Below are 17,923 nucleotides of genomic sequence, written 5' to 3'. Positions count from 1 at the left end.
TCGCATGCGAAGGCTGGGCGGCAGGCCGCTGTGACGTTACTGGCTTCCATTCGCAGGCTCCATCCCTGGCTGCGGCCTATCTTCGCTGATGGTGGCGATGGTCGTAACAAGCGGCGTCACACCCAGCGGGCTTTTGGATGTTGATGGTGCAAATCATCAAACGAGCCGGCGCATCCCAAGGTTTCGAAGTTCTCCCAAGACGATGGGTTATTGAGCGACGTTTGCGAGGCTCGGAAGATGTCGCAGCGTGCCGTTGCCGCGGGTCGAGTTCCAGCTCGGCTCATCCACATCACTTTGGCGGCCCTGATTGCGGAAAGTTCTGATCTGTAAGGCAGGTCTTCAGCCAGGACGGCTGATCGTCGGTCATCGAATCCATCGCCTCGGCATCCAACTGGGGTAGTGAATGCGGGAAGGCTTTGCCGTTTGCCGTTTCAGGATGGAGGTTCCAACGGGCGCCGGCGCCGGTGTCGTCGTCTCCGCAGTCATCATCTGCGCAGGTCGCGACGAGCTTCGGCTTCCCCTCGGTGACATCCGCAACGCTGCCGGAGGAATAGGTCCGGTACGTCGCCCAATCCAGCCCCTGACTGCAAATGCGACTATTGTTCTGAAAGTGATGTGTGGCGAAACATTGATATTCACCACTGTTGTCGGAACTGTTGTCTGGGAAAAAATCGCAGGACGTGGCGAAGCCTGCGAAAGTGCCGCCTGTGAATTGCGCGGCGAAGCGCCGCTGCCGCAAGGCCGTCTGGATCAGGATGGAAGCGTTGCCGCTGTCATAGCGAAGACTGTAAGCCAATAGACTCTCACGGCGCATTCCATCTGGTATAGTGAAGCCATATCGACCCCCTCCCCGCACGAGGCACTGACCTTGCATCGGTGGTGGTCACGACATCTGGCGCGAAGATGATAGTGATCTTGCCGCCGGGTCGATGTTTTACCTGCGCCCTCAGGGGTGAACTTCCGGAGCGTCGATGTCTCATCTTCATTGGCACGGAGGGGTAAGGGATCATTGCGACGGAACCACCAAAGGTTTGCCCGGAGGAATTGGCTCAGTACCTTGGGAGGCGTAGCCGTTTTGTTGCGAGCCGGTGAAGACTGCACCCTGGCAACTGAGAGTATAACGCTCCCAGTCATAGCTTGTGACTATCAGACGAAAGTTGATGTCGACAGCCCGGTTTACATGTCCGATTTCGGAATTGTAGGTGGCCCGTTCGCCCACGTCTCGAACAACCCCTTTCGTCGAAAGAATCGTTTGATGAGTTCCCCCATGTGGACTCCTCAAGGGTTTGGGCATGGCCATGGCCACCTGTCGTCGATATGTCGCCTCAACATAGTTCAGGCACCCGACGAAATTCGGGAAGGGGCCAGCCGTGATCGGTACGGATGGCAGCAAACCACTCGCAAATGCTGGGTCGGTTTGGAGCAACCCACAAATCACGGCCAAAAGCATCGACGAAATTCTCAATCGACCTCCACGCGCTACTGCGTTCGAGAGATAGGCGCCACACACCTTGAGGTCGTGGTAGCAGCAGGCAAGTAAGGATCGCGTCACCATAAGCTCGTTTCCCAGCGCAGGAGTGTCTATCTGGTCGTCTTAACGTAGATGCCGTCGAGGATCACGCGACCGTCCTTGCACAGGACCATCGAATTAGTGCCGTGAACCACGATACGGCGGTGATGGCGAAGTCGAAGCGAGGTGGCTTCGACGAGTCGTCGTGCGGTCCGCCGCAGAACTCGTTGTCGGAGATCGCGTCGCTAAGGAGCCGAGGCCCCCGCATCGCGACGTCCACCCTCCGGTCCCAGAAAGCCCGTCATAGACGCCTTGTCGTCGCGTTACGTCCACATTTAGGTTTTCTCTGACTGACGTATCGCGCCAGCCGTTCCAATCTCACTCCGTTCGCCTGCGACGCAAATGGAACGCCAGCAGGTTTCCACCCATGAAACCTCGGCTATGGAAGAAAGTCCAGCATCCACTGGACGCCGAACTGATCGGTAAGTTTGCCATAGTAGCGACCCCAGGGTTGCATCGCGAGAGGCGTCGTCACATTGCCGCCTGCGGCAAGCTTGACGAACAGTCCATCAGTACTGTGGCGATCGGCCATGATAAGAATATGCGAAGAACCGCGCATGGGTTCCGCGTCGTGATTGTCCGATGCAAAGAATAGGAGTTCTGGTCCTTCGAAGCGGGCGTGCATCACTTTGCCCTTCATCGCCTCGCTGGCTATCGGGATGCCGTGGTCTCCATGACGCATCAGTGTTGTTATGCGGCCGAGTCCGCATTCGGTGTAAAACGCAAGCGCGTCCTCGCATTGCGTGGTGAAGAAGAGATAGTTGGCAAGCTGCATATTTAACCTCAAAACATGGCCGAGCCCGCGCCAAAAGTCTTGCCGTGCGCCCGGCGATTTTTAGACGTTCTCTTTCCCGAGGAGCGCTAGGCTGTGGCGCCGGCAATGGCCTCAACGAGATCGGTGCTGCCGTAACTGCGTCCCGCAATGCCCCAAGCTCCTTCGGGAGCGTAGACGATATTCGACCAGATATGCTCGCGCTTCAGCCGTCCGCCGCCAATCCTTTCGACGACATCCGTTGCCTTCTCGATGAAAGCCCTTTTTTCATCGGGCGTTGCAAGTGCGATCTCAGGCAACTTGAGTTCGATAAAAGCCGCTGCAACCGGCTTGCCGCCAGCAAGCACATGTTCCTTCGGCAGCACGTTGATAGAGCCAACAATGTTGGCCCTCATAAAAGTGTTTCCGGTCAGGCCAGCGATCTCTAGGAGCGCGTCCGTCAGCCCTGCAAAGGCTTCAGCCTGCTCGTCTGGCGACAGGAGACCTTCGGGCACCGTGAGCGTAATGGGCATGGACTTCTCCTCATTTGAACAGAATGGATGTCTGATATATACCGACCGCTCTCTATCTATAAACACCGGTCACTCTTTATACAAGACATAGAGAGTGATCCCTCTTTTAATAAGGTTGGGCATGCGCTACAGCACCGAGCACAAACAAGAGACCAAGGCCAAGGTCGTCGCTGCAGCGGGAAGGGTTTTCCGTCAGGAGGGTTACGGAGGCGCTGGCATCGACGCCTTTACGAAGGCCGCTGGGGTGACCAATGGCGCTTTCTATGGTCACTTCAAATCCAAGAGGGAAGCCTTCCGCACCGCAATGTTGTCTGGCCTAGACGAGCTGCGGCAGGGCATTGCGGCGCTCAGAGCCAACGAGCCGAAAAGCTGGCTGACGACATTTGTCGGCTTCTATCTCGGTTATAAGCGGACCTGCGATCTCGGCGACAGCTGTGCCTTGCCGAGCCTCTCCCCTGACGTGATGCGCGCGGACGATGAAACGCGAGGCGCCTATACGGCAGAGTTGTATCGCCTTGTCGATGAGATTGCTGCGGGCTTGGACGGGAACGGTGATCCATGCTCCCTCGCCCCCTCGCAAGAGGATCAGGCAATTGTGCTGCTCGCGATGCTCTGCGGGGGGGTTACGCTCGCCCGCGCGGTATCAGACCCGGTGCTGTCTAAACGGATCGCTCAGCGCGTTGCACAGGCAGCACTATGTTTGACTGGCCAAGCGGCTTGATCGCGGCAACCACAACCAAGACCAAGCTTCCGTGTGCGGGAGCGGGAAAATCCTGGTCAGAGTGACGCCGGGTCAGGGACGATCGCTTCTTTCTGCGACATAGGAGGGCGGTCATGGAATGGGTGGTCAAGCTCGCGGTGATCTGGCGGGGCGCGACGTTTGAGATGGTTCAGAACGGTATCATCGCTGGCCTGAAGACCGAGCCGCGATAGGATGCGTTCAGCGGGCTTGCCACCTGCGGCATGCCCGAGCGCCTGCAGGATGTCGATGACCTGGCGCGTATGTCGAAGCAGGGGCTCAGCCAAGCCAGCCGGCTGCTCGGCAAATATCTTCTGGTCGCAAGTAGGCCTCGCGACATCGCAGACGGGCCACCCGGAGGCGAATGACGACCGGAATGCCATGCATTGGGAGGTCTCGTAATGCCCCAAAACCGTAACGACCTGCACCGAGAACCAGGCAGGACCCAGTTAAGGGGAGTTTTGGTCAAATCGGCCGGTTCGCATAGTTAAACGAACCTAACACCGACATTTGCAAGAGAACCCATTCCCACCGTGATGCCTTGACGCCTGACCAGGCGTTACGCTTATATGAACCAGTTCACATCTGTGTTGGAGCCTTCATGAATGACGTGAGTGATCCTGCTCAGGTTCTCGTCAATGACCACGAGGCTGCGGATCGGGTCGCTATCCGCGAGCTGCTGCAGAACTGGGTAATCTGGCGCGATGCTGGCGATTGGGAGCGGTTCCGCGGAGTTTGGCATCCAGACGGACGCATGATGGCCACCTGGACCCAGGGTACGGGCGACGAGTTCATCGTCATGAGCAAGGAAGGTTGGGCCAAGGGTGTCAGCATCCTGCACTTCCTCGGCGGAATCTCCATTGATCTGGCTGGGGATCGCGCGGTGTCGCAGACCAAGATGACGATTTCGCAGCGTGCCGAGGTCGAGGGCGTGCTCTGCGACGTGCTCTGCACAGGCCGATTCTACGACTTCCTCGAAAAGAGGAACGGCAGATGGGGAATCGTTCTGCGTCAACCCATCTACGAGAAGGACCGGATGGACCCGGTGACACCAGGCGCTGTGCCCCCGCTCGAGCTCGCCCTCCTAGAACAATTTCCACCTGGCTACAGGCATCTTGCCTATTTGCAAACGCGGATTGGTTATCCAGTGAAGAAGGATATGCCCGGCCTGACCGGGCCCGAGGTGGACGCCCTTTACGTCAAAGGGGCCGCCTGGCTCCGCGGCCAAGCGATCTAGTCCATGGTCGCTCCGTTCACATTCGTTGCGCATCCCGCCCGGTCGTGCTCGCACCGGCCTTGGTGGCACACAGCAAGCCAACATGATGCGCGGCCATCCATAGAAGAGTAATCTGGCATGCTGGACCAAGTTCATCTATGTGAACTTGATGTCAGACCAAGCCACAGCCGCCGGGACCGTCAAGTCCGCCGACAGGGTTCTCCTCGTGTTCGAGCTGCTGAGCAGCTGGGATAGGGATATGTCGCATACCGAGATCGCCGAAGCGCTGCAGATTCCGAAGAGCAGCCTGACGCAGCTGTTGAAGAACCTCGTGTCACGGAAGTGGCTCGCGTACGAGCCCCAGGGCAAGACCTACGCGCTAGGACCGGCCTTCACGCGTCTTGCGAAGCAGGCTGGCTTGGCACGGGATCTCGTGACGGTGTCTGGACCGGTGCTGACCGAGCTCACTGCCAAGACGCTTGAATCCAGTGCCCTGAACCTTCTCAGGGGCGACATCGTCGAGGTCGCCTGCACGGTCATGGGTCCGCAGCGTCTCGTCTCGCATCTCAAGCTCGGCGATGCGGCGCCGCTCTACGCCACGTCGGGGGCGAAGGCCATTCTCGCCCACCTGACGAAGGACATTCAGGACGACTACATCCGACGCATTTCGTTTGAGTCCAGAACGCCGTCAACGATCAAAACGGCGGGCGCGCTGCGCAAGAACCTGGCGAAGATCGTGGCGCAGGGCTTTGCGTATTCCTATGAGGAGTGGACGCCCGGCATCATCGGCGTCGCCAAGCCGATCCTCGACGAAGCAATGCGCCCGGTCGGCGCCGTCAACCTCGCAATCCCCGCTGTACGCTTCAATCCGGATGCCGCGAAGCTGTTCGAAGCTGCGCTCACCAGCGCCGTGGACGCTATCCGTCGCCAGATCGCCCTGGCTTGACGATCGCCCGCTTTCTTGGGCTGCCGCTAACGGCACAGTCTTTCTGGCTCCAGACTCCAAGTGCTCGGCGACAGGTGCAAGCCGCGCCTTTTGTGTCGCCCTCTCAGGCATTGCTAGTCCGCGACGCGGCGACGGAAATCGCACGTCAGCATGGATGCGGATCCACGATCACGCGCACCATGCCTTGGTCGCCAGCGACGCCGAGTTCCGCGAGGCCGACACCAAGCAAATGGCCATTGTGCACACTGGGAAACTGATTTACGTATGCGGACTTATAACGGCTGACATCGGCCAAAAGGCGGCGCTGTCCAAATAGCATTGGCTGCGATCGACCGAATTCCAATCTGATGGGAGGGAAAGTGTCGAAGCATTTGGATGACAGAGGCTGCTTGGCGATCAGGCATGCCCGATCGTTTGCATTCGTGGTGGCTCTGGTTCTGGAGCAGACCTGGACGTCGCGCACAGTGAACGGCGGGAGGGCGCTTGCATGACCGTCGTCGTCACCGGCGTTGCGTCCGGCATCGGGGCTGGCGTCGCCCGCTTGCTTCGCGACCGCGGGATGGTGGTCATCGGTGTGGACCGGCGGGAACCGGCCACCGGGACCTGCGACCACTTCGTCTCGTGCGATCTCGGTCACGCCGCTCCGGTCCGCGAACTTGTCGCCAACCTGCCGGCTGGCATCCGCGGGCTATGCAACATCGCCGGCCTGCCGCCGACGGCGGCGCCCGCAGACGTGCTGAAGGTCAATGCCATCGGCCTGCGTACTCTGACACTGGGATTGATTCCGAAGCTCGCAGACGGGGGCTCCATCGTGAACCTGGCCTCCTTCGCCGGTCACGCTTGGCGCGACAACGTGGAACTGATCAACGAGTTCCATGGCGTCGATTTCGACGAAGCGGAGTCGTTCTGCCAAAGGCATGCGGTCGTCACGCCGCACAGCTATTTCTTCTCCAAGCAGTACATTATTGCATGGACGCTGCTGAACCGCTGGACGTGGCGCAGCCGGGGTATCCGCATGAACTGCGTCAGTCCCGGTCCGGTCGAAACGCCCATCCTCCAGGACTTCGTCGCCACCCTCGGCGACAGGGTCGAGCAGGACATGGCGGTGATGGACCGATCGGCTCAGGTGGCCGATCTCGCACCGATCATTGCCTTCCTGCTGGAGGGCGGATCGAGTTGGCTGCGTGGCACCAACATAGAAGCCGATGGCGGTCTGGCGAGCCACTATGCCGTCCAACCCAGCGGCCTGCGAGAACTCTGACCAGCAGGCTGGCGAAGACAGCCCTCAATCGAATGGAAACGACGATGTCTTCAAACCAGATCACGCCAAGCGTGCGCAGTCACGGACTTCGCGGTCCACTGGTGATGCCGTTTGCAAATCTAACGCATCTCTCCTTCCCTGAAATGGTTGAGGCCACGCGTCTGGCGGGCTTCGACGGTCTGTCCCTGCGAGCACACGATGCTCTTGTCATCCTGGAGTCAGGTCTGACACTGGCCGACGCACGATCGATGGCGGCGGACGCTGGCATAGCAATCGTCCGTTTGGACCCGCTCAGCGCCTGGACGGCAATGGTATCGTCCGACAACACGAATCTGGACATCACGCCATTACGCTTTTTCCAACTCTGCCAGGCGCTCGGCTGTTCCTATGTGAGCCTGAACGCGACTTTCCCGACTGGCCACCTGCCGGTTGAACAGGTCATTGAGGATTTCGCGAAAACCTGCGATCTCGCAGGCGAATTCGGAGTCATCTGCGACCTCGAAAACCTGCCGATGTGGGGTGTCAGGACGCTGAATGACGCCTGGGATATCGTGCGGCAAGCCGACCGTCTAAATGGTGGTTTGGTGTTTGACATCCTGCATTTTGTTCGGGGCGGCTCGACGCTGAGCGACCTGGAAGCGATCCCTGGCGACCGCATCCACACTGTCCAGCTCAACGACGGCCCGCTCGCGCTTCCCGCCGGCGTCTCGTTGCTGGAAAACTGCTTTGACCGGCTCTGGCCTGGAGAGGGCGAGTTCCCGATCACCGATGTCTTGCGGGTGTTGGCGCGCATCGACGGTCTGGCGCAGGTCAATCCCGAGGTGTTTTCGCCCGCCAACAAGGATCTCCGGCCATCCGAGGTCGCTTCTATTTCGCGACGATCACTGCGGGACGCGCTGGCCCGCGCTGACATCGGGATTTGATCGGCGCCCGGCAGCCGCCGCAAAGGCCAGCCAGCACCACGGACTGAAATCCATCGCCATCAGGGTACAGCAATGATCGCAAATCTCATTATCGACGGCGAGCCGCAGCCCGCTGCAAGCGGCCTCACCTTTGATTGTTTTGATCCGGCAACTGGAAAGCTAGCCAGCGCTACGGCGGAGGCGGCGCCGGTGGATGCGGAGCGTGCTGCGTTGGCCGCTTCAAAAGCCTTCGCGTCATGGTCGAGGACACGCCCGACACACCGGCGGGCACTTCTCTGGCAGGCGGCAGATCGTCTGCTGGAAGCACGCGAAGAGATCGTTTCCGCAATGGTGTTGGAGACTGGCGCTGCCAGAAGCTGGGCAGCGTTTAACTGCGATCTCGGCGCGAACATGCTGCGCGAAGCCGCTGCCATGACAACCCAACTGACCGGGGAAACCATGCCGACCGACCGCTCCGGCTCGCTCTCGTTCGCCACGCGCGAGCCTTGGGGCGTCTGCTTCGGCATCGCACCGTGGAATGCGCCGATCGTCCTCTTCGTGCGCTCGTTCGCAATGGCGCTCGCCTGCGGCAATACCTGCGTCCTCAAGAGCTCGGAATCTTGCCCGGCCACGCACTACACGATCATTGAGCGCGTGTGCCGGGACTTCCCGCGTGGCGTGGTCAACCTCGTCAGCGGGTCGCGCGCCGCTACCCCGGCGCTTGTGGAAACGCTCATCCGTCATGAGGCGATCCGGCACGTGAACTTTACCGGCTCAAGCAAGATCGGGCGGGTGATTGGCCGGCTGGCAGGTGAGGCGCTCAAGCCGTGCGTCCTGGAACTGGGCGGCAAGTCCCCGCTTGTCGTGCTCGACGACGCCAACCTTGACGATGCCGTGCAGGCAACAGCGTTCAGCGCCTTCATGCACCAGGGACAGATTTGTATGGCGAGCGGGCGCGTCATCGTCGATGCCCGTATCGCCGATGAGTTTGTCGATCGCCTGGCTGAGAAAGCCTCGGGACTTGCAGCGACCCGGGGCGGCGGCAACGGCCAACTCGGCGGCATGATCAACGCATCTGCGGTTCAGAGGGTGCAGACCCTGATGGAGGATGCTGTGGGCAAAGGTGCCATTCGGCGCGCCGGAGGCACGGCCGAGGGCGTCTTCCTTGAACCGGTCGTGCTCGACCGAGTGACCCCAGGGATGGCGATCTACCACGAAGAGGTCTTCGGGCCGGTCGCCGTGGTGATCCGGACCGGATCCGACGACGAGGCGGTCCAGGTCGCGAACGACACCGAATACGGGCTGTCGGCGGCCGTCTTCAGCAAGGACATCAACCGTGCCATGGCGGTCGCGCGCAGCATCAACAGCGGAATCTGCCACATCAATGGCCCAACCATCCAGGACGAGGCGCATGTCCCGTTTGGCGGCATCAAGGCGAGCGGCATCGGCCGCTTCGGCGGTGCTGGCGGCCTGGAAGCATTCACCTACCGCCGCTGGATGACGATCGATACCGAGCGTCCACATTATCCGTTCTGAGTTAGGAACCCTTTCGGCGCAAAGCGCGAGAGGAAGACACCATGGCGTTGAACGTTGCGGTCACTTGCGAGGGAGACGATGGGTAGATATCGAGTCGTGATCATTGGAGCAGGCCGAATAGCGGCAGTACACGCGCTCTCAGTTAGCCGCGCTCCCCGGCTAAAACTTGTCGCTTTTGTTGATCCGGCGGCCGGCGCCGAGCTGCCGGACCGTTGGGATGTCCCCTGCTTTCCTGACTTGGCCAGCGCGACGGAGGCCACGCATCCCGATGCGCTGGTCATCGCATCGCCGACGGCGACGCATACTGATTACATTTACAAAGCCTGTGACCTCGGCTTGCCTGTGCTGTGTGAGAAGCCCGTGGCGTTCAGACGCGAGGCCATCGTGGACATCATTGATCATGTCAGGGCAGCGAATCTGCCGGTCATTCTCGGGTTTCATCGCCGCTTTGATCCGGCGCGGCGCGAGATGCACCACAGAGTGGCGTCGCAAGAGATTGGCCGGGTGCAGCATATTCTGCAACTCAGTCGGGACCCGATGCCGCCGACCACATCGCAAGCCTTGCATCAAGGAGGGATTGTCTCGGACATGGTGGTTCATGACCTTGACGAACTCCTCTGGCTTGTCGGCCGGTTTCCTGACCGCATAGACGCTCAGCTAGATCAGATGCCCGGCGTAGGTCCCAACGCGGTCGCTGTGGATACGGCCCACATTCAGCTTTCTTGGGCGGAAGGACCCGTTGCGCAGATTTCGGCGACACGCCAAGCCGTACATGGCTTCGAGCAGCGGCTCGAGATCTTCGGTGCCGCGGGTAGACTGATCTGCAACGACCCACGGGTCAGTGAGGTGATCCTCGACGCCGCTGATGATACGCGCGTTTCCCGTCGACACGCCCACTTTTGGGATCGATACCGGCCCGCGTACCAAGCCGAGATCGATCATCTCGCAGAGATATTGGCGGAAGGTAGCGCACCACAATGTACGCTAACCGATGGGCTACGCGCACATGATTTGGTCGAGATGGTGAACCGGGTTGCCAAGGGAAGAGGGGCAGACATTTCGTCTCAACTTGCCGCGGGGAGTTAAGGATCTGCGGCGACATCATCGATACGGCTCTGTTGCAAGCCTGCCCGCTGCTCCTGGGATGTGGCAAGCTTGGCCGAGCGAACTGCGGGTGGGCGATGAACGAGGACCAAGGCTGGCGCGATAGCTGGGATTTCGGGCGCTTCCCAAAATCCCAGCCTTTGGAAGGCGGACGCTACTTTGTCATCACCGTCGGTGGGATGATGAGATCAGTGGACAGACCATAAGTCTTGAAGATCGCCAACTGCCCCCCGGCTGCCTGGACGGAGGTCAGACCGTCGAAGATGGCGTTTCTCAGCGGGTCATTGCCCTTCTTGATCGCGACGCCGATCTTGGTGTCGGCGATGACGCTGTAGGCACGGAACAGCAGTTTCGGCTGTTGCGCGACCATGGTGTCGACATAGACGAGATCATCGAGATCGACATCGGCGCGCTTGTTGGCAACCAAACGCATGCCGGAGGCACTGTCGCTGGCCGTCATGATGTCGATGGCGCCCTTCCCCTCGGAGACGCATTTGGGTGACAGGGTGCGGAGTTGAGCTTCTTCGACCGTTCCAAGTCCGGCGACCACGGTCTTGCCGCAGAGATCCGCTTCCGACCGGATGTTCTTGGGGTTGCCAACCTGAACCAGCGCGCCATCGCCGGCCTTCATGTAATTGATGAAATCGACCTGCTTCGCGCGCTCGGGGCTGTAATACAGATAATACATCAGGCTGATCTGCCCGGCATTCACCGCCGGAAGCAGGCCCGACCACGCGCCGGGGCGGAACTCGTATTTCAGACCCTCGCAGACGAAGACGGCTTTCGCGAGTTCTATGTCTGAGCCTACGAATTTGTTGAAGTTCTTGGGGTCGCGCGTGGCATAGGGCGGTGTCTCAGGGTCGAGGCCCATGATGATCGTTTTGCCGACAAGGGTCGGGTATTTCGTGGCGAGGCCGGCGGGATCGCAAGCGGCCTTCGCCTGTGATGCGGCGAAGAGCGACAGCGCACCCGCCAGGGCGAAGGTCATGGCTTTGATCGGCTTCATGGAAACATCCTTGATCATGAGAAGAGGGTTATGGGGCGCAGCAGGCGATGACGGCGACCGGCGGCGGCACATCCATCGCGGGATTGCGGTCAAAGAATCCGACGGGCTTAAGCATGAAGCCCGCCGTTGCCACGGGCATCACGGGCCATTCCTCGGGGCGGGGAATGTGATGCACGCCGATGTTGTACCAGACCACGAGGTTGGTGTTTTCCAGAGCATGATCGCGGGCAACCCACTTGTGCAGGCCATCGGGGTTGGGGTTCTGGTTGATGTAGTCGCCCGAGGCATAGAGTTCGGCGGGGTCGTGACGCGTCGCCCATAGCGTATGGGCCATGAATCCGCCGCGTCGCATGATGGCGGAGTCCGGATGCGCAAAGGGCTTCGCAATGTCGGCGCCCGCCATGATCTTATAGGCCGTCGGCTGGCCGAGATGGTTGAGCCGGTTTGGGTTGGTGACAAGCCAACCGCGACCGATGGCGGGGTTCGCATCCCGCATGGCTTCGCCTTCGCTCCTGAGGGGACGAGCGACGGCGTGGAAGGCGGTGCCGTAGGGATTGCTCGGCCCCAGCGGGTCAGCGACCGTATCAACCTCGAACAGCGAATTGCCGCCCCCGTCCACATCCATGTCGAGCCGATAGATGAAGTGGTGCTGGTGGATGGGCGCATAGAGCTGCGGTGCGATCAGGCTGCCCCAGGGCGGCAGCGTGCCGGCCGGCACGGCGCCGGTCGACAGGATGCCGGTCAGCTTGATCTCAATCTCGATGTTGCCGTTCTGGTAGAGATGCCAGAAGAAGCCGTAATCGTAATTTCCGAGCGTCGCGAAGAACGAGACCGTCAGGCGCCGGGACCGGCGCACTTCGGTATTGCGCGTGCGCCAATCATAATGCTTCCACAGCGTGCCGGTATCTTCCTCATGCAGGCAGACCGCATTCCGGATGGTCATGGGCGCGCCGCTCATGGTGGCGAGATGGGCGTCGAAATAATGGATGGTCCCAACGCAATCGCAGCCAAGCGTCAGGCTGTTGGTCATGCGGCCGAGGCCGTATTCGCCGCTGTCGAAGACGTTCTTCTTAGCGTGCCCAGGTGTCGGGTCACCGTACGGCACCAGCATTTCGGACATCGAGGCGCGATAGATGATGGGCCGCACCCGGCCTTGGTCTTTATACGCAATCTCATGCAGCACAAGGCCCTCACGCGGCGTGAAGCCGACGCGGAAGGACCAGTTCTGCCAAAGGACTTGGTGGCCATCGACGGTGAAACTCGCGCCTTCGGGTTGAACGATCTCCAGAGGTTTGATGTCGGTTCGCAAGGGCCCGACGGTTGCAGGCGTGTAGAAACCGGTGAGGGGCGGTAGCGGCACGACACCGGTATCCACCACCTCGACCACCGTCATCGTCTCAAGATCGACATAGGCGACGACGCCCTCGACAGGGCGGCCACAGCCGACATCATTGTGGTCGCCGCGAATGCAAGTCAGGGCGAGGGCCATCCGCTTGTCCGGGTAGCGCTCATCGCCATAGGCACCGACCGACCACGGATCGATCAGAGCTTTTTCGAAATCGGTCACGCCGCGAAGCGCGATCGCCGCTCGCCAGGCAGGATCGGCCTTCACCGCCGCCTGGCACAGGGCGAATTCCTCAAGCACGATACCGGGTTGCAGGCCGGGCCGGGCGAGAACCGTGGCCACACGCCCCTCAGGCAGATCGACGGTCACCTCATAAGCGCAGCGCTGCGCGACGTCATAGAGACTGACGAAGGCGAGGCGGGACACTGCGATACCACTATGCCATGCGGCGAGGTCGGCTTTGGCCGGCTCGGCCAGGCCGATTGAGACGAAGCGAATATCCAGGCCAAAATCCGCACAGGTCCTGACTGCAGCTGCGACGCGGGCAATCTCCTCCGGCGTGAGCGGATCGAGGGGATGGCGCGCCACGTCAAAATGCCGGGGCATGGACAAAGGCGGGGCGCACCTTGGCGCGCGACACGTCATTGATCATCAAAAGCCTTCTGCCTCATGGTGGCGTCCGTCGGATAGGAGTTCCCGGATCCGACAGGATTATTAAGTCAGAGATTTTTTGTCCTGAAAAGCGAAATAACAGGCAATCAATTGGGCTAGAAGGCGATCCGGACCCGCCCAGTATCAAAAACTGAGCATATGACCGATAAAGAGCATAAGTTTGAACGCGCGTCGCACACGAGTGACGACCACTGGCGATAAAATTATCATTTACGAGAATTCGGGTTGCGGAGGGCCGCGACGCGCGGCTATCCTTCGTCGATCGCAAACGACCCGCGGCCGGGTCGTACCCTGCAACCGGATAGTCCATGCAAAGCCACGACCCGCAGAAGTTCGCAGACGAGGCCACGACGCCGATCGGTGAGCGTGTGAAGGCGCTGCGCCTCGATCGTGGCCTAACGTTGAGCGACGTGGCGGAACGCGCTTCCGTTTCCACATCCAATCTCTCGAAGATTGAACGCGGGGACGTATCCCCGTCCTTCGACATCGTCATGCGCATTTGCAGTGGGCTTGGCGTTGCGATTGAGCAGATCGTGAAGCCTGGACCCAAGATAGACGTGAGTGGCCGCAAGACGGTGACGCATCGCGGTGAGGCCGTTGCCTTCTCAAGCGAGCAATATGATTATCACGCCCATTCCATCGAGATCTCACGCAAGAACATGATCCCGCTCGAAATGTGGGTGAGCGCGCGATCCCCGGACGATTTCGCCGAATGGAGTCAGCACGGCGGCGAGGAGTTCATCTATGTCATCGAGGGTTCGATCGATGTGCATACCGATCAATATGCGCCCTTCTCCCTGCAGTCGGGGGAAAGCGCCTATTTCGACAGCAGCATGAAGCATGTCTATGTTTCGACCAGCGAAGGCCCCGCTCATATCCTGTCCATATCCTACCACGGGCGTGCATCTGAGCGGGCATCGATCGAATCCTTTCTCAATCCCGCTGCGCGGTCGCAATTGGTCAAGCGTGTCGAAAAAGCAGAACCAGCTAGAGCCATCAACGGGACCCAAGGCGATGACTCACGCCGCCTCAAAACCAAGGCGCGGTGATATTTTCCCTGATCGTGGCGCCGGGCACGCCGAGTGCCATTGGCAACCCGCGCGTTCATAGCCAAGGCGCGGCTTTCATTCGTCCATAAGGATCGTGGTATTGGGTACCCTCTCCGAGGTTCTTGGTTATTTCAGCGGAGGCTTTCTCTGGTCCGGTGCGCTCCTGGCAATCGAGATCACCGCTATCGCGATGACCATCGGTCTTTTTCTTGGTCTGGTTCTGGCCCTCACACGGCTCTCCTCGGTCAGGCCGCTCAGCGCCGCGGCCTGGCTCTATATTTGGTTTATGCGCGGCACGCCGCAGTTGCTCCAGATTGTTTTCATCTTCGACGCGCTGCCCTTGATCGGAATCACCTTCGGCAGCTTCACCACAGCCGTGATCGCCTTCAGCCTCAATCAGGCAGCCTTCTCGGCGGAGATCATTCGCGGCGGCATTCTTTCGGTCAATCCACAGCAGGGCGTAGCAGCCGCGTCGCTTGGCATGGGACCGGTGCTGACGCTGCGGCGCATCGTGCTGCCGCAAGCGTTGCGGGCCATTCTGCCCTCGCTCGCCAACGACACCATCGGCATGCTGAAGATGACCTCGGTTGCCTCGATCATCTTCGTCAATGAGCTGACCTTTCGGGCGCAGCAGATTGTGGGCCAGAACTTCAAGTTCTTCACGGTCTTCGCGGGTGCCGCGTTGATCTACCTCGTGCTCACCAGCGCCATTTCCATCGTTCAGATCTTTATGGAACGGTCGCTCGATCCCGAACGGCGCGGCGTGACGGCCCGTTGGGTGCGCTTGATCCCCGGCTATAAGCCACGCGCCGTGCCGCCGCTTGTCGTCATTCACGCCCAGCAGACGCTGGCGGTGTCACGCACCGAAGCGGTACAGGCACTTCTGCCCGACGCCGTTGCCGCACCGACCGAGCGGGACGCGCGTTTCGTCAATTGTGTGAACGTGTGGAAAAGCTATCGTGAGCGGGAAGTGCTGAAGGGCGTCAGTTTCTCGGTCAAGCGCGGCGAGGTCGTTGCCATCATCGGCCCGAGCGGTTCGGGAAAGAGCACGCTCCTTCGCCTCATCAACCATCTCGAATCCATCGATGACGGCGACATCACCATCGACGGCCGCTACGTCGGCTATACCAAAGAGCATGGCAGGTTGCGGCCGACCTCCGGCCGCGCCAAGGCTCGCGCCGAAGTCGGTGTCGCTATGGTGTTCCAGAGTTTCAATCTGTTCAGCCATCTGACGGCGCTTGAGAACATCATCGAGGCCCCGATCCGCGTTCATGGCCTGCCGCGCGCCGAGGCCGAGACGCTGGCGCGGCAGCTTCTCGACGTCGTCGGCCTCTCCAATCACGCGAACCATTTCCCCCAGCATCTGTCGGGCGGTCAGCAGCAACGCGTCGCCATTGCGCGCGCGCTTGCGGTCAGACCGCGACTGATGCTGTTCGACGAACCGACCTCTGCGCTCGATCCTGAACTGGTCGGGGAAGTGTTGAACGTCATCCGCAGCCTTGCCGATGCCGGCATGACCATGATCATCGTCACGCATGAGATCCGTTTCGCGCGTGAGGTTGCTGACCGTGTGGCCTTCTTCGACGAGGGCTTCATCGTCGAAGAAGGAACCCCGGCGGAGGTTCTCGACTTCCCGAAAAAGGAGCGCACGCGGCGTTTCCTCAACCTCGTCCTGCAGGACGATGCCCATGCGGTGTGAGGCTTTGATCATCGGGGCCGGCCTGTCCGGCGCCGTGATGGCGCGCCGCCTCGCCGAGGCCGGCATGGACGTGATCTGCCTCGAACAGGGGGCGCGGCACGGCAGCAAAGCCTATCCTGGACGCAACGCGGATTGGGAGCTCGCATCGATGGGGCAGTGGCATCCCAATCCCAATATTCGCAAGGCGCCCGGTGACTATCCGATCGACGACAGCCGATCTGACATCAAGCCCATGATGTTCAACGGCGTCGGTGGCAGCACCATTCTATATGGGGCGCAGTGGATGCGGTTCCTGCCATCGGACTTTCGGACCCGGACGTTGGATGGCGTGGGTGACGATTGGCCGATCACCTATGCGGAGCTGGCGCCCTTCTATGATCGCGTCGACCGCGCCTTTGGCGTCTCGGGCGCGAATGGCGATCCGGCCCAGGCGCGGCATGCGGATTACCCCATGCCGGCGCTACCCTTGTCGACGGTCGCGGAGCGTGTTGCCGCCGCGCATAACCGCCTGAACTGGCATTGGTGGCCAGGGTCCAATGCCATCGCGAGCCAGAGCTACGGCGCCATGAGACCCTGCGTGCAACGGGGTGTTTGCGGCACCGGCTGCCCTGAAGATGCCAAGGCCTCAGTCGATATCACCCATTGGCCGGTGAGCGAGTCCCATGGGGCCAGGTTGCTGACCGGCGCACGCGTAAGTCGCATCACTCATGACGCTGCCGGCCATGCCAGCGGCGCCGTCTTTACGGACAGGGCGGGCGTGGAGCATGCGATCGCCGCCGACATCACGATTGTCGCGGCGAATGCCGTTGGAACCCCCCGTCTGCTTCTAGCCTCGATATCGGCGCTTTTTCCCCAGGGGCTGGCCAATGGATCCGGCCTCGTCGGAAAGCGGTTGATGTTTCATCCTTTTGGCCGTGCGATCGGTCTCTTCGATGAACCGATGGAGACGTGGCAAGGACACTGGGGCCAGCAGATCTATTCCCTGGAATTCGCGGAGACGCGGCCGGAATTGGATTTCACGCGTGGCGCCAAGTGGAACTTCGGGCCTTCGGGAGGCCCCCTGGCCGCAGCACTCTTTCCCTGGCCAGGCGAGGCGAAATGGGGGGAGGCGCTGCATGACCATGTCGCAGCCTCGCTCGGCCGGTCGGCGGTCTGGGGTGTCATTTGCGAGGATCTGCCGGAGGAGGCGAACCATGTCGATCTTCATCCGGATCGTGTGGACGCAGACGGCAACCCTGTCCCGAGGCTGCATTACCGTATCTCGGAGAATTCCGCGCGCATGCTGCGCTACAACCTCAAGCGTGCCGAGGAGTCCTTGTGGGAAGCCGGTGCCCAGCGGGTCATGTCCGTGGCATTGCCTGATTTCGGTTGGCATCCTCTTGGCACCTGCCGCATGGGCAGCGATCCCGCACAGTCCGTCGTCGATTCCTTCGGCCGCACACATGACGTGCCCGGTCTTTATGTCATCGACGGAAGCATTCTGGTGACCGGCTCCTGCGCCAATCCGGCCGCGACGATTGCCGCACTCGCCTTGCGAAGCGCCGATCACATCGTCGCCACGCGATCCCACTAAAACTAAACGTCAGATAACGAG

General features: G+C 60.7%; 15 protein-coding genes and 1 pseudogene. 11 read left to right on the top strand and 5 right to left on the bottom strand.

All coding sequences use genetic code 11. From position 1 onward, the window contains the following. Positions 1-18 precede the first annotated feature (18 nt). Positions 19-244, top strand: a pseudogene (locus tag QP803_RS01910) (IS5/IS1182 family transposase); the annotation flags it as partial. A 45-nt stretch (positions 245-289) separates the two neighbouring features. On the opposite strand, the gene QP803_RS01905 reads toward QP803_RS01910, so the two are convergent. From QP803_RS01905 to QP803_RS01895, 3 genes are all read right to left on the bottom strand, one after another. Continuing rightward, positions 290-796, bottom strand: a complete 507-nt coding sequence (locus QP803_RS01905) for a hypothetical protein (protein WP_284945990.1) — start codon at positions 794-796, stop codon at positions 290-292. A gap of 1,153 nt (positions 797-1,949) precedes the next feature. Beyond that, entirely contained in the window at positions 1,950-2,345 is a 396-nt protein-coding gene (locus QP803_RS01900) for a VOC family protein (RefSeq protein WP_284945989.1), read from the bottom strand. Positions 2,346-2,431: 86 nt separating this feature from the next. Continuing rightward, positions 2,432-2,854 (bottom strand): tautomerase family protein, encoded by a 423-nt coding sequence (locus QP803_RS01895; protein ID WP_284945988.1) that lies wholly within the window; start codon positions 2,852-2,854, stop codon positions 2,432-2,434. A 121-nt stretch (positions 2,855-2,975) separates the two neighbouring features. On the opposite strand from QP803_RS01895, the gene QP803_RS01890 reads away from it, so the two are divergent. The 7 genes from QP803_RS01890 to QP803_RS01860 all read left to right on the top strand — a co-directional run bounded on the left by QP803_RS01890 (position 2,976) and on the right by QP803_RS01860 (position 10,540). Further along, entirely contained in the window at positions 2,976-3,575 is a 600-nt protein-coding gene (locus tag QP803_RS01890; RefSeq protein WP_284945987.1) for a TetR/AcrR family transcriptional regulator, read from the top strand. Between the two features lie 619 nt (positions 3,576-4,194). Then, positions 4,195-4,830 carry a nuclear transport factor 2 family protein gene (locus tag QP803_RS01885; protein ID WP_284945986.1) on the top strand — a complete coding sequence of 212 codons (636 nt, stop codon included), beginning with the start codon at positions 4,195-4,197 and terminating at the stop codon, positions 4,828-4,830. A 148-nt stretch (positions 4,831-4,978) separates the two neighbouring features. After that, positions 4,979-5,755 (top strand): IclR family transcriptional regulator, encoded by a 777-nt coding sequence (locus QP803_RS01880; RefSeq protein WP_284945985.1) that lies wholly within the window; start codon positions 4,979-4,981, stop codon positions 5,753-5,755. A 487-nt stretch (positions 5,756-6,242) separates the two neighbouring features. Then, positions 6,243-7,016 (top strand): coniferyl-alcohol dehydrogenase, encoded by a 774-nt coding sequence (locus tag QP803_RS01875; protein ID WP_284945984.1) that lies wholly within the window; start codon positions 6,243-6,245, stop codon positions 7,014-7,016. A gap of 44 nt (positions 7,017-7,060) precedes the next feature. After that, a complete protein-coding gene (locus QP803_RS01870) occupies positions 7,061-7,939 on the top strand; it encodes a sugar phosphate isomerase/epimerase family protein (RefSeq protein WP_284945983.1) in 879 nt (292 codons plus the stop codon). Between the two features lie 72 nt (positions 7,940-8,011). After that, positions 8,012-9,454 (top strand): aldehyde dehydrogenase family protein, encoded by a 1,443-nt coding sequence (locus QP803_RS01865; protein ID WP_284945982.1) that lies wholly within the window; start codon positions 8,012-8,014, stop codon positions 9,452-9,454. A gap of 96 nt (positions 9,455-9,550) precedes the next feature. Further along, positions 9,551-10,540, top strand: a complete 990-nt coding sequence (locus QP803_RS01860; protein ID WP_284945981.1) for a Gfo/Idh/MocA family oxidoreductase — start codon at positions 9,551-9,553, stop codon at positions 10,538-10,540. A gap of 172 nt (positions 10,541-10,712) precedes the next feature. Here the strand turns inward: QP803_RS01860 and QP803_RS01855 are convergent, their stop codons facing one another. Both QP803_RS01855 and QP803_RS01850 read right to left on the bottom strand, forming a co-directional pair. After that, positions 10,713-11,564 (bottom strand): ABC transporter substrate-binding protein, encoded by an 852-nt coding sequence (locus QP803_RS01855; protein ID WP_284945980.1) that lies wholly within the window; start codon positions 11,562-11,564, stop codon positions 10,713-10,715. Between the two features lie 28 nt (positions 11,565-11,592). Continuing rightward, complete coding sequence (locus QP803_RS01850) at positions 11,593-13,497, bottom strand: primary-amine oxidase (RefSeq protein ID WP_284945979.1); 1,905 nt, start codon at positions 13,495-13,497, stop codon at positions 11,593-11,595. Positions 13,498-13,889: 392 nt separating this feature from the next. On the opposite strand from QP803_RS01850, the gene QP803_RS01845 reads away from it, so the two are divergent. The 3 genes from QP803_RS01845 to QP803_RS01830 all read left to right on the top strand — a co-directional run bounded on the left by QP803_RS01845 (position 13,890) and on the right by QP803_RS01830 (position 17,902). Further along, positions 13,890-14,630 (top strand): helix-turn-helix domain-containing protein, encoded by a 741-nt coding sequence (locus QP803_RS01845; RefSeq protein WP_284945978.1) that lies wholly within the window; start codon positions 13,890-13,892, stop codon positions 14,628-14,630. 100 nt (positions 14,631-14,730) lie between these two features. Further along, entirely contained in the window at positions 14,731-16,329 is a 1,599-nt protein-coding gene (locus tag QP803_RS24160; protein WP_434082880.1) for an amino acid ABC transporter permease/ATP-binding protein, read from the top strand. Next, positions 16,319-17,902: a GMC family oxidoreductase gene (locus tag QP803_RS01830; RefSeq protein WP_284945977.1), complete on the top strand. Its 1,584-nt coding sequence runs from the start codon at positions 16,319-16,321 to the stop codon at positions 17,900-17,902. The genes QP803_RS24160 and QP803_RS01830 overlap by 11 nt, the downstream gene beginning before the upstream one ends. The last annotated feature ends 21 nt before the right edge of the window (positions 17,903-17,923 follow it).

The sequence above is a fragment of the Acidisoma sp. PAMC 29798 genome (assembly GCF_030252425.1).
GTDB lineage: Bacteria > Pseudomonadota > Alphaproteobacteria > Acetobacterales > Acetobacteraceae > Acidisoma > Acidisoma cladoniae.
The sequence above is the reverse complement of the archived record's forward strand: the minus strand, read 5'-3'. Positions and strand labels throughout refer to the sequence as shown.